Source organism: Halomonas dongshanensis (assembly GCF_024790395.1).
GTDB lineage: Bacteria > Pseudomonadota > Gammaproteobacteria > Pseudomonadales > Halomonadaceae > Vreelandella > Vreelandella dongshanensis.
This window is the reverse complement of record NZ_JAJISC010000001.1, coordinates 184,362-196,441: the sequence shown is the minus strand read 5'-3', so window position 1 is coordinate 196,441 and position 12,080 is coordinate 184,362. Positions and strand designations below refer to the sequence as shown.

Annotated in this window: 9 protein-coding genes and 1 pseudogene; 5 read left to right on the top strand and 5 right to left on the bottom strand. The window is 59.6% G+C overall.

Annotation, left to right across the window (positions count from 1 at the left end; all coding sequences use genetic code 11):
• Positions 1-94 precede the first annotated feature (94 nt).
• Genes LLY24_RS00910 through LLY24_RS00900 form a run of 3 tightly spaced genes read right to left on the bottom strand, consistent with a single transcriptional unit; the run spans position 95 to position 2,593 of the window.
• Positions 95-1,252 carry a M20 aminoacylase family protein gene (locus LLY24_RS00910; protein ID WP_259034388.1) on the bottom strand — a complete coding sequence of 386 codons (1,158 nt, stop codon included), beginning with the start codon at positions 1,250-1,252 and terminating at the stop codon, positions 95-97.
• 41 nt (positions 1,253-1,293) lie between these two features.
• Positions 1,294-1,788, bottom strand: a complete 495-nt coding sequence (locus LLY24_RS00905; protein WP_259034387.1) for a hypothetical protein — start codon at positions 1,786-1,788, stop codon at positions 1,294-1,296.
• The gene (locus tag LLY24_RS00900; RefSeq protein ID WP_259034386.1) at positions 1,775-2,593 is read right to left on the bottom strand and encodes a DUF3100 domain-containing protein; all 819 of its coding nucleotides are present in this window, start codon (positions 2,591-2,593) and stop codon (positions 1,775-1,777) included. The genes LLY24_RS00905 and LLY24_RS00900 overlap by 14 nt, the downstream gene beginning before the upstream one ends.
• A gap of 215 nt (positions 2,594-2,808) precedes the next feature.
• Here LLY24_RS00900 and yccS point away from each other — a divergent pair, with 215 nt between their 5' ends.
• The 5 genes and pseudogenes from yccS to LLY24_RS00875 all read left to right on the top strand — a co-directional run.
• The gene (gene yccS / locus LLY24_RS00895; protein WP_259034385.1) at positions 2,809-5,013 is read left to right on the top strand and encodes a YccS family putative transporter; all 2,205 of its coding nucleotides are present in this window, start codon (positions 2,809-2,811) and stop codon (positions 5,011-5,013) included.
• 265 nt (positions 5,014-5,278) lie between these two features.
• Positions 5,279-5,839 carry a LemA family protein gene (locus tag LLY24_RS00890; RefSeq protein WP_259034384.1) on the top strand — a complete coding sequence of 187 codons (561 nt, stop codon included), beginning with the start codon at positions 5,279-5,281 and terminating at the stop codon, positions 5,837-5,839.
• 31 nt (positions 5,840-5,870) lie between these two features.
• Entirely contained in the window at positions 5,871-7,814 is a 1,944-nt protein-coding gene (locus tag LLY24_RS00885) for a DUF2207 domain-containing protein (RefSeq protein WP_259034383.1), read from the top strand.
• Between the two features lie 334 nt (positions 7,815-8,148).
• Positions 8,149-8,733 (top strand): DUF3304 domain-containing protein, encoded by a 585-nt coding sequence (locus tag LLY24_RS00880; RefSeq protein ID WP_259034382.1) that lies wholly within the window; start codon positions 8,149-8,151, stop codon positions 8,731-8,733.
• Between the two features lie 62 nt (positions 8,734-8,795).
• A pseudogene (locus LLY24_RS00875) lies at positions 8,796-8,924 on the top strand (IS3 family transposase); the annotation flags it as partial.
• An 89-nt stretch (positions 8,925-9,013) separates the two neighbouring features.
• On the opposite strand, the gene recG reads toward LLY24_RS00875, so the two are convergent.
• Positions 9,014-11,089: an ATP-dependent DNA helicase RecG gene (gene recG / locus LLY24_RS00870; RefSeq protein ID WP_259034381.1), complete on the bottom strand. Its 2,076-nt coding sequence runs from the start codon at positions 11,087-11,089 to the stop codon at positions 9,014-9,016.
• A complete protein-coding gene (locus tag LLY24_RS00865) occupies positions 11,086-12,009 on the bottom strand; it encodes a hydrogen peroxide-inducible genes activator (RefSeq protein WP_259034380.1) in 924 nt (307 codons plus the stop codon). The genes recG and LLY24_RS00865 overlap by 4 nt, the downstream gene beginning before the upstream one ends.
• Positions 12,010-12,080: the final 71 nt, after the last annotated feature.

Below are 12,080 nucleotides of genomic sequence, written 5' to 3'. Positions count from 1 at the left end.
TTCTCTTCAGGTTCTGGTGCGGTTTTCGGCCAAGCCGCTCCCCTACCCAGTGCGGGCATCGTCAATCGGAGGAGCGGTCGCCGGTGAAAAAGCGTTAAGCGAGCAGCGTCGTGACCAGGCTTACCCAGTAGCGGGCGCCAATGGGCAGTAGCGCGTCGTTGAAGTCGTAATGAGGGCTATGTAGCGCGGCGGAGTCTTCGCCGTTGCCAAGCCAGATATAGGCGCCAGGGCGCTGCTCAAGCAGAAACGAAAAGTCCTCCGAGGCCATGCTCGGCGGCGGGTTACGCCGCACGTTCTCGCTGCCGAGCAGGCCTTCGAGCACGCTGGCGCAGGCGCTGGCGTGCTCGGGCGTGTTGATCGTCGCCGGATAGCAGCGCCGGTAGTCCAGCGTAAAGGTGAGGCCATGGAACTCGGCGAGCGACGCAACGGCTTGCTTGAAGCGCGCCTCTAGGTGCTCTTTCAGCGCCATATCGAAGCAGCGCAGCGTGCCTTTGAGTTCGACCTCTTCGGGAATGACGTTATAGGTCTCCCCGCCATGGATACGGGTAATGCTCAGTACCGCCGACTGGTGCGTCGGCGTTTCGCGGCTGATCACCCCTTGGAGTTGATTGACCAACTGACAGGCCGCCAGCACGGTATCGGTGCCCAGATGCGGCATGGCGGCGTGGCAGCCTTTGCCGGTGAGCGTCAGGGTGAAGATGTCGAAGGCCGCCATGACCGCCGTATCGTGCACGGCAGCGGTGCCTACCGGCATGCCCGGCCAGTTGTGCACGCCGTAGACTGCCTCCATGGGAAAGCGCTCGAACAGCCCCTCCTCGACCATGACGCGGCCACCGCCTTCGTTCTCTTCGGCGGGCTGGAAGATGAACACCACGCGCCCGGCGAAGTCCGGCGCTTGAGTGAGCGCCCATGCCGCGCTCAGCAGCATCGTGGTGTGGCCATCGTGACCGCAGGCGTGCATTTTGCCAGGGGTTTGGGAGGCGTAGTCGAGCGCGGTCTGCTCGAGCACGTCCAACGCATCGATATCGGCGCGCAGCCCGATACAGCGCCCCTCGCCCAGGCGACCATCGAGCACGGCGACGACACCGGTTCCGGCGATGCCGGTGGTGACCTCAAGACCCCACTCGCGCAGCAGCTCGGCGATGCGCGCGCTGGTGCGATGCTCCTCGAAAGCGGTTTCGGGATGGCGGTGAAAGGCGTGGCGCCAGGCGCGCATATCGGCGTCTTGGGGTAGCGCAACGGAGCTATTCATCGTTTCTCTCCTGCTCATCGATTCTCTATCTACGGCCACGGCTAGAGCAGCAAGTTGGCCACAAAGGCCGAGCCGACGAAGGTGCCGAAGAAGACCAGAATCGCCACTAGGATCAACTTCCAACCGGTCTGGCGGAACATGGCGAACTCGCGCCCGGTCAGGGTCAGCCCCGCGTAGGCGAGTACCGGCGTTACCATGGCCAGAAAGTTGATCTCGGCAAGCTGGGCAACGACCCACTCACTGCCCGGCATGACCGGCAGCGTGGCAAGAATGCTGACCAGGGAGACCCAGGCGACGCTCGGCAGGTAGAAGGGCATCACCCGTCCGATCAGCAGGCCTACGACCACCATGACGTAGAGCAGCAGCATACCGGGCAAGGCATCGAGCAGCGGCGCACCATTGACCATGTTGCTGAACCAGGCGGCCAAGCACACAGCGGCCAATACCAAGCAGGTCTTGCCCAGTTGCTGCTCGGGTCTTAGCTCTTCGAGAGCCTCGGCGTCGAGGGTCATGTCGGTCGGTTCAGACGTTTTCATGGCGGGCCTCCTGGCGCAGGGGAGCAAGACGCTTGTAGAGCCATTCGGTCACCGGCAGGGCGATGAACAGCGAAACGTAGAGGCCGGTGGCGTAGGTGAGCAGATTACTGGCACCGGCGAAGGCGAGCAGTTCGTCGCGCGAGGCGGGAACGGCTTCGGCCAGAGCGGCCGAACAGGCGGCGACCATGCTGCCACTGCCTACACCGCAGGCCATGGCCAGGGCACGAATGTCGAAGATATCCAGCGAGGCGATGTAGCTTGCCATCAGGGCGAAGAACAGCGTGCCGAACATGGTGCCGACCACGTAGACGCCCATGATGCCGATGCCTTCGGCGCTACGCAGGCCGTAGCGATCCGAAATGATGGCGATGTTGGGCTCGCGCGCAATGGAGTAGGTTGCCCCTACCGCTTCGCGTCCCATCTTCAGTACCAGCACGGCAAAGGGTAGCGCGATCAGCATGGTACCCAGGTTACCCAGCTCCTGAAGGATCAGCGCCGGGCCAGCGGCGATGATCTGATCGACGGCAGGGCCGATGGTCGAGCCGAACTTGGCGATGAACGGCAAAATGGCGATCAGGATGACCGGCCCAGCGGCAGCGCTGACCCGCTTGGGAATGACGTTTTCGCTTGCGGCGAAGAGGTGCGGATTGAGCACGACGCCAAGAACGAAGGCATATAGCAGGGGCAGCAGGAGCAAAGTGCCAGGGCCAAGCGGAATGCGCAGAATGCCGATCCACTCGGCAAGCAGCGACAGCACGATAACTACGAGGTGCAGTCGCCAGTTCAGCAACGATTTGAGATCCATGATAAGGGTCCTTTATTTTTAGTATCGTGGGTTGCCCCACATGGCGAGTATTGAAAAATTGCGCGTTCCAATCATAGTGTTTTGGTGTGCTATTTTTTAGAACACGGTGAATGACAGCCTTAGACGTCATCATTGAGTAGAGACAATGCCCACTCGTCGGTCTTATACTGTCAGCCTTATACTAAAGTCTAACAATTATTGCTCAGTGAGCCTCCATGCCGATTGCACTACCGTTTCGTCGTCTCTGGACCCTGGACAAATTCGCCTACAGCCTGCGGGTGTTCATCGCCTTCAGCGGGGCGCTGCTGCTGAGCTTGGGACTAGGCAATATCGCCCTGGTGATTCCGCTGTTTCTCGGCATCATTGCCTGCGCGCTCTCCGAGACCGACGATAGCTGGCAGGGGCGCCTGCAAGCGCTCGTCGTCACGCTGGCGTGTTTTACCTCGGCCTCGTTCATCATTCAGTGGCTGTTTCCCTGGCCGTGGCTCTTCGCCGTGGGGCTTGCGCTCTCCACCTTCACCTTGATCATGCTTGGCGCCATCGGCCAGCGCTACGCCACCATCACCTCGGGCACCTTGATCCTGTCGATCTACTCGATGATCAACATCGAGCAGCACGGCGGCGTGGATGCGGAAGTGGCTAGCCGCCAAATGCAGCTTCTGGCCGGGGCAGCTTGGTACGGCGTCATTTCGGTACTCTGGTGCGCGCTGTTCTCGCGCCAGCCGGTAAAGCAGAGCATGGCGCGGGTCTATAAGCGGCTGGGGGAGTTTCTGATCTTGAAATCGGCGCTGTTCGAGCCAGTGCGCGGCGTAGACGTTCACGCCCGCCGGGTGGCGCTGGCGCGTCAGAATAGCCAAGTGGTCGATGCTCTGAACCAGGCCAAGGAGATGATCTTTCGACGCCTAGAGGGCCAGCGCGGCAGCCGTAAGCTCAACCGCTACCTGCAGATCTACTTCATCGCTCAGGACATTCACGAACGGGCGAGCTCGACCCACTACCCCTACGGCGCCCTGACCGAGGCGTTCTTTCACCACGACGTGCTGTTTCGCTGCCAGCGTTTGCTCGACCAGCAGGGCCGCGCCTGCCGCCAGTTGGCCAAGTCGCTTTTACTCAACCGCCCTTTCGATCATCGCCAAAGCGAAGAGGCGCTGGCCGATCTGCGCGCCTCGATCGACAACCTGGCCGAGCGCGGCAAGCCCGAATGGCGCCCTTTGATGCGCCCGCTCAACGCCCTGGCCGATAACCTGACCACGCTGGAAGCGCAGATCGCTAGCGCCCACAACCCCGACGCCCTCGATGGCCGCCGCGACAGCGCGCTGTTCGATCGCTCACCGAAGAGCCTGCTGGAAGCGTGGAACCGGGTGCGCATGAACCTGACCCTGGGCTCGCCCACCTTTCGCCACGCCGTACGCCTCTCTCTGGCGCTAGTGACAGGCTATGGGCTACTGCACTGGCTCGATCCGCAGCAGGGCTTCTGGATACTCCTGACCACGCTGTTCGTTTGCCGCCCCAACTTCGCCACCACGCGCCGCTTCATGACCCAGCGGATCGCCGGGACGGTGCTGGGGCTCGTAGTGGGCTGGGCATCGATTTCGCTGTTTCCCCAGCCGACGGTGCAGAGCGTCATCGCGGTGATCGCCGGTGTGGTGTTCTTCGCCAATCGCGAGCGCAACTACGTCATTGCCACCGCGTCGATCACGCTGCTCGTGCTGTGCAGCTTCAATCAGGTGGGGGACGGTTTCGATCTAATCTGGCCGCGACTGTTCGATACCCTTTTGGGCTCGCTCATTGCGGGGCTGGCGATCTTTTTCGTACTGCCGGACTGGAAGGGACGGCGGCTGAACCGCGAGGCCGCCAAAGTGCTAACGAGCCAAGCCCGCTACCTGGAGGAGATCATCCACCAGTACGAAGCGGGCAAACAGGACGACCTGGCCTACCGGCTGGCGCGGCGCAACGCTCACAATGCCGATGCGGCCTTCTCGACCCTGCTCACCAACATGCTCCACGAGCCCAAGCACACCACCAAAGCCGACGCCGACCATGGCCTGCGCTTTCTGGTGCTGGCCAATACGCTCTTGAGCCATCTCTCGGCCCTCGGCACCCATCGCCATCAGCTGGGTGACGAAGACGCCGATGCCGACCTGATGCCCATCGCCAAGCGCCTCATGGCCGTGCTGGGGCAGATGGCCGACGGGCTCGCCGCGCGGCGCACCCTGGATGACTTGGACACGGAGATCAATGCATTACTGGAGGCCCTCAAGGAGAGCGCGCCCTCGGAAGGGGAAGGAGAAGACGACGCGCTACCCTCCTACCGCCCGGTGCATAGCCAGCTGCGCCTGATGGCCGAGCAGCTCGCCCCGCTGGGCGAAGCGGCTGAGCGTTTAGCGTCACACTCTACAAAGCCTAAACCGTCACCTTGAAGATATAGCGTGCTTATACTGACGATAGCCTGGGCAGGTGATGTTTTATAACGCTCGATATGACGGTCAAAACTTAACTAGAAAAATTAAAATCTTCACCTGTTTGTAAGATATTTCTTAAATTTTTGTAAGACATTGCCTCTCTATGCCGGTTTGGGGTTGCTCTTACTGGCCTACTCGGTATCCTCTTTTACGCTCATCACCGGCAAGTCGACCCAACGCGATCAGCTTCGCCTATAAGTAGGCGACACCACAGGGAGAAAGTATGGAGTGGGCAGGGTTCGTGCTGTTTGTGGCGCTCATCGTTTATTTCATTTTCCTATACAACAGTTTGGTCAGATATCGGCAATTAAGCACGGAGGGCTGGTCCGGAATCGATGTACAATTGAAGCGCCGGGCCGACTTGATCCCTAGCTTGCTGGAAACCGTCAAGGCTTACATGCGACACGAGCGCGAAACATTGCATACGGTGACGGTTGCCCGGCAGACAGTGCTGGCGGCGCAAGACAAGGAGTCTCTGACGCAGCGTGGTGAGGCAGAGGATCAACTCTCTGGGGCGCTAGGACGCCTTTTGATGGTGGCGGAAGCCTACCCAGACCTCAAAGCGGACACCACGTTTCTGGAGTTTCAACGTGCGTTGCAGACAGTGGAAAACGACATCCAATACGCACGCCGCTATTACAACGGCACGGTACGCAACCTGAATGTGGCGGTAGAGTCTTTCCCCTCCAATATCGTCGCTATAAGTTTTCGATTCGAAAAAGCTCAATATTTTAAGCTTAATAACGAAGGGCGTAGCGTGCCGCAAGTGACTTTCGCCCAATAGCGGCATGGAAATAGAGCAAGGAATATCTGCCATGAATAGGCAAGTGTCTATGAGTAAGATAGCGAGTACCGTATGGCTCGCTATCGTCATCTTCATGCTGTCCGGTATGGTGGCGCTGCCGGTAATGGCGGAAGAGGTTATCGAACGATTAGAGGCGGACATTAAGGTAAAGCCTGACTCCTCAGTAGAGATCACCGAGACGATCCGTGTTCATGCCGAGGGCGAGCAGATTCAGCGTGGTATTTTTCGCGATATTCCTACTGTCCTGGCTGGCGAGGGCCGACGCCAAGTGAGGCAGGTGCTCGACGTGCTCTCGGTGAAGCGCAATGGAGAGCCTGAACGCTATACGGTCAATAAGTTGATGAACGGCAAGCGTATCCAGATCGGGCGCACCGATGCCATTCTGCCGCATGGCACACACACCTACGAGATACGCTATCGAATCGACCGGGCGGCTCGTATGTTCCAGGAGCACGATGAACTCTACTGGAATGCGACTGGAAACTTCTGGGAGCTCCCGATTCTCAAGGCATCAGCACTTGTCACACTGCCCGAAGGTGCCGAGATTCGTGAGCTTAACGTCTTTACCGGACCTCAAGGAGCGACCGAGAAAGCGGCCCACATGGAGCAGCTCGAGGATAACGCCGCTCGCTTTGATATGACGCAGCCGTTGGCGGTTCGAGAGGGGATGACGATTGCGGTAGCCTTTGAAAAAGGAGCACTGCTCTCTCCTGATTTCGCCCATGAGATGCGCTACTGGTTGTCGGACTACCGAGAGGTGGTCGGGGCGGCCGCTCTGCTTCTAGTGATCTTCCTCTACTTTTTCTCTGCCTGGTATCGCGTCGGCCGAAGCCCGACCAAGGGCACCATCATTCCTCGCTTCTATGCACCGGAAGGGGTTTCTCCTGCGCTGATCCACTTTGTCTATTACAAGGAGCGCTGGAAAAAAAAGGGCTGGACCGCTTTTTCCGCAGCCGTGGTGTCATTGGCCGTCAAGGGATTGGTGACCCTCGGCAAGGAGGACAAGAAGGCGATGACGCTAGAAACGACTGGCAAGGCGCCCGACTCGCTTCCCCCGGGCGAGAAAGTCATTTTCGACTTCCTGCGCAAAAACAGTCCGGTCACCACCGACGCCAAACATGGGAGAGCTATCCAGCGCACAAAGTCTCGCTTTACATCAGCGCTGCAAAAAGAGAATCGTTCGGTGTTCTTCACCCACAACCGGGGCTATACCCTCTTCGGCGTGGCACTGTTTGTTGTGTCGATACTCTTGATGCTCTCTTTCGACGTGTTGGAACTCGGTGATTTTATCGCCATGGTGCTCTCCTGCATACCGCTTTTGCCGCTGTTGCTGGTTATGCAGTGGGCTATACGGAAGCCACTTGTAGTGAGCGTGCTGGTGGGTGCCATCGTGGCAGTGGCGACACTCAGCTACCTGAAATTATTGATCGGTCTGTATGATTTGTTCGGAATGGATTTGATTTTCATTGCCCTTTTATTGAGTTTGGCGATCACTATCATCTTCGGTACTTATATGGGGGCGCATACCTTGCAAGGACGCAAGGTGATGGACGAGATCGAGGGCTTCAAGATGTATCTGGAGACCGCAGAGAAGGAGCGGCTCAACTTCCAGAGCGAGCCAGATATGACGGTGTTGCGCTATGAAGCGATATTGCCTTACGCCATGGCGCTTGGTGTCGAGAAGCCCTGGACGGAGCGCTTCGAGAATGATCTGACACGACACGCGATCAGCGACGTCGAGTCGGATTACCGGCCTCGCTGGTATAGCGGGGACGATTTCACTCCGAGCCGACTTTCACCCAGCATGAGTGGCATCACCGCAGGCGTCGCGTCGGCCATGATGGCAGCACGGCCTGCCTCCGCCTCCAGCTCTGGATTTTCGAGCAGCAGTAGCTCCTCCAGTGGTAGTTCTTCAGGCGGGGGTGGTGGTGGCGGCGGCGGTGGAGGTTGGTAAGCTTCCACCGGATGACGGAGCCGCCAGCGGCGCTATGCGCTAATTGGTTTACTGGCCGAGCTCGTTTAGGGTCATTTTCGATCCTGATCAAGGAACTGGGAATCCTTCTGTGTGCCTATTACTGTGGGAAACAGGTGGCCCGAGGGCTCGCAACATTATCCGGCTGCTTAGCCAGCAACATCCAGAGCTTTTTGGTGGCATTTTCGCCTGCACTCGACCACAGCGCGTGCAGGTAGTGCTATTGGCAGCAACTGAAGCGCTACTAATGCAAGCTAGTGATCGTCTAGTTCATATTTATAGACGTTTGATTAATTAATTTTGTTAGGGAGTTTTTTTGATTTACAGCTACGTTCGCCGATACATCAGCCTTATACCATTTTGGATATGGACGACCATTTTCGGCATTTTCATTGCCTTTTCAATTTGGCTTATTTTTCATGCTCCAAAGTTTACTCTTGTAGGTCATAACCATACTCACAACCCCGTTGTCACGTACTGGGTGCATGACAATTGGGGCGGTAATAAAAGGCTAAATGAAAAAGATTGGGATGATATCGGGAGACAACAGCATATCAAGGGCAATTGGGATGGTTGGCATGGCATGACATGCTGTTGGTCATTTCGAAGCGATAGCGCAGAAATTTTGTGGTATGTCGATGTCACTACAAAAGAAGAATATGAAGAGTACGAGAAAATACAACAAACGGATACTTCAATGGCCTTGCTTACGTTACGCCCACCTCACAATGAAGAGGAGCACACTGCAGAGGTTACTATCCCTGAACGTAGCGGAGAAGACCGCTACCTACACGTACACTTTCTGCCTGATAACGAAGTTAAGCTGGGCTGGAGCCCTAACCTAGTCTCCCCCTACGCCCATTTACCCAAAAGCCTCAATGTAACCCGTTACCAGGAGTAGCCCATGCTGGTGAGATGGACCTCGAACTGGTTGTTCGATCAAAGTTGGAATGGCCTGCCGGAGAACTGACAGCATCTTGGATGATGGAATACAACGATGAGCATCCCCACGATTCATTGGAAGACCTGACGTTATGGGAATATCTGGCGAAACATCAAGAGACGAAAAGTTCTAATCAGCGATGCCACTAAAACCGGGATGTTTATACATGCATTGACGAAGACGGCTTAGCGAGCGCCAATCACAGCCCAAAGCTATACCGGTGCTTGTAACGTAGCTCTCACACCTGCCCATAGCGCCCAGCGGCTTCGCCGAGCCAGCGGCGTACCAGTATGGCGGTAGCGTGGGCGTCGTGCTGTAACTCGTTGGCTAGGGCGGTGATGCGTTCGAGTAGGTCGGCGTCGCGCTCGAGATCGGCGATTTTCATCTGGGCGAGGCCGGTCTGGCGGGTGCCCAGCACTTCGCCGGGGCCGCGAATTTCCAGGTCTTTTTCGGCGATGCGAAAGCCATCGGTGGTTTCGCGCATCACCCCGAGCCGTTCGCGCGAGCCCTGGGAGAGCGGCGGGTGATAGAGCAGCACGCAAAAGCTCTCGGTGCTGCCGCGGCCAACGCGCCCGCGCAGCTGATGCAGTTGGGAGAGCCCGAGGCGTTCGGGGTTTTCGATGATCATCAAACTCGCGTTGGGCACGTCCACGCCTACCTCGATCACCGTGGTAGCCACCAGAAGATCGAGCTCCCCTTGCTTGAACGCGGCCATTACATCGGCCTTTTCGCTGGCCTTCATGCGCCCGTGAACCAAGCCGATGGCAAGCTCCGGTAGCGCCTCGGTGAGCGTATCACGGGTCACCTCGGCGGCCTGACACTGTAGCGCTTCGGACTCCTCGATCAGGGTGCAGACCCAGTAGGCTTGGCGGCCATCGCTGCAGGCGCGGCGGATACGCTCGACCACTTCGGGGCGGCGCTCGTCCGAGACCACCACGGTCTTCACCGGCGTGCGCCCCGGCGGCAGTTCGTCGATCACCGACACATCAAGGTCGGCGTAGGCGCTCATGGCCAAGGTGCGGGGAATCGGCGTGGCGGTCATGATCAACTGATGCGGGGTGAGCCCGCCCGCTTCGCCCTTCTCGCGCAGCGCCAGGCGCTGATGGACGCCAAAGCGGTGCTGCTCGTCGATGATGGCAAGGCCCAGGCGTTGAAAGTGCACGTCGTCTTGAAAAAGCGCGTGGGTGCCGACCACCATGCGCGCCCGACCGTCTCTAATGGCCGACTTGGCATCCAAACGCGCCTTGCCCTTGAGCTTGCCCGCTAGCCACGCCACCTCGATACCCAGCGGCTCGAACCAAGCTTTGAACGCGCGGTAGTGCTGCTCGGCGAGAATCTCGGTGGGCGCCATGATCGCCGCCTGGCACTCCCCCTCCAGCGCCGCCAATGCCGCCATGGCCGCTACCACCGTCTTGCCCGAGCCCACGTCGCCCTGTACCAGGCGCAGCATCGGCGCGCTGCGCCCAAGATCGAGGGTGATCTCTTCGAGCACGCGGCGTTGGGCACCGGTCAGAGCAAAGGGGAGCTTGGCCAGAAAACGTGCCTGCAGGCTGCGCCCCGAGGGCAAGGCAGGCGCGCCGTCGGCCTGAATCCGCAGGCGCATTTCGCGCAGGCTCAGTTGGTGCGCCAAAAGCTCCTCTAGCGCCAGCCGTCGCGTCGCCGGGTGACGGCCGCTGGCGAGCAGCTCGATATCCACGTCTGGCGGCGGCTGGTGCAAGAGATGCAGGCAGGCGTGTAGCCCGGGCAGTCGAAAGCGCTGGCGTAGGGCGTCGGGAACTGCCTCAGGCAGTGCTTCTGGGGCTTCGTCGAGCAGCGCCAGCGCCTGCTGGGCAAGGGCACGCAGGCGTGCCTGATTGAGCCCTTCGGTCGTCGGGTAGATCGGCGTGAAGTACTCCTCTACCGGCGCATCGCCGCCGTGCAGGCGGTATTCAGGGTGATAGATCTCAAGCCCCGTAGCCCCCGCGCGCGCCTCGCCAAAGGCGCGCACGACGGCCCCAGGGCGCAGCTGTTGCTGCTGGGCAGGCGAGAAGTGGAAAAAGCGCAGACTCATCACCCCGCTTTTGTCGCGCACACGCACCAACAGGCTACGCCTGCGCCCCTTGACCACATCGCTGGCCGTGACCTCGCCTTCGATCACCGCCTCCTGGGTGGCGCGCAGGGTGCCGATGGGCGTCAGGCGCGTGCGGTCCTGATAGCGCAGCGGCAGGTGGAATAGGAGATCGGCGACGCGCTCGATACCCAGGCGCCCAAGCTTCTGCGCCAGCGCTTCGCCGACACCCTTGAGCGCGGTCACCGGAGCGTCGAGGGCGCTCATGGGGTGCCGTTACGCTCGAGTTTGCGGCAGTGAGCGATGGCGTCTATCAGCGCGTCGATCGCCTTGGGCCGAGGAAAGCTCGCCCGCCAGGCGATCGCTACCGTGCGCGAAGGGGCGGGCTCGACGAAGGGGCGGCTGGCCAAGAGCTTGCTTTCGTATTGATCCGTGCCCAGCGCCGACTGCGGCAATACGGTGATGCCAAGCTTGGAGGCGACCATGTGACGGATGGTTTCGAGCGAGCCGCCCTCGGCAATCAGCGTGTTGGTGGGGCTATTGAGCTGATGGGTGATCGCCGGGCAGGCTTCGAGAATCTGATCGCGGAAGCAGTGCCCTTCGCCCAAAAGCAGCAAACGCTCGTCGAGCAGATCCTCTTTGGCAATGGCCTCGCGCTCGGTCCAGGGGTGCTGGGCGGGCAGCAACACCTCGAAGCGCTCTTCGTAGATCGGCTTGGTCACCACGTCGGTTTCGGTGAAGGGCAGCGCGACGATGATGACGTCGAGCTCGCCGCTGCGCAGCTTGCCGCGCAGCGTACCGGTTAGCCCCTCTTCGATGTAGAGCGGCATTTGCGGGGCGGCCTCGGCCAGCGCCGGAATCAGATGCGGGAAGAGATAGGGCCCGATGGTATAGATGGCGCCGATACGCAGCGGATTGGCCAGTTGATCCTTACCGGCGCTGGCCAGCTCGAAGATCAGGCTGCTCTGTTCGAGCACGCGCTGGGCCTGCGCGACGATCTTCTCGCCCAGCGGCGTGACCTGGACCGTCGACTTGGAGCGCTCGAACAGCGGCGTATCGAGCTCGTCTTCGAGCTTTTTCACCGCCACCGAGAGCGTTGGCTGAGAGACGTGGCAACGTTCCGCCGCCCGCCCGAAGTGTCGCTCCTGCGCGAGGGTTACGATGTAGCGAAGTTCTGTTAGAGTCATAGCAGTGCCAAGTAGGGCATCCTCTCGTAGCAGTCTCCGGGACGGGAATAAGGGACAGACAAGGTGATGAC

Coding starts and splice junctions, on each gene's coding strand:
- LLY24_RS00910 (WP_259034388.1), bottom strand. CDS start 1,252: ATGAATAGCTCCGTTGCGCTACCCCAAGACGCCGATATGCGCGCCTGG.
- LLY24_RS00905 (WP_259034387.1), bottom strand. CDS start 1,788: ATGAAAACGTCTGAACCGACCGACATGACCCTCGACGCCGAGGCTCTC.
- LLY24_RS00900 (WP_259034386.1), bottom strand. CDS start 2,593: ATGGATCTCAAATCGTTGCTGAACTGGCGACTGCACCTCGTAGTTATC.
- yccS (WP_259034385.1), top strand. CDS start 2,809: ATGCCGATTGCACTACCGTTTCGTCGTCTCTGGACCCTGGACAAATTC.
- LLY24_RS00890 (WP_259034384.1), top strand. CDS start 5,279: ATGGAGTGGGCAGGGTTCGTGCTGTTTGTGGCGCTCATCGTTTATTTC.
- LLY24_RS00885 (WP_259034383.1), top strand. CDS start 5,871: ATGAATAGGCAAGTGTCTATGAGTAAGATAGCGAGTACCGTATGGCTC.
- recG (WP_259034381.1), bottom strand. CDS start 11,089: ATGAGCGCCCTCGACGCTCCGGTGACCGCGCTCAAGGGTGTCGGCGAA.
- LLY24_RS00865 (WP_259034380.1), bottom strand. CDS start 12,009: ATGACTCTAACAGAACTTCGCTACATCGTAACCCTCGCGCAGGAGCGA.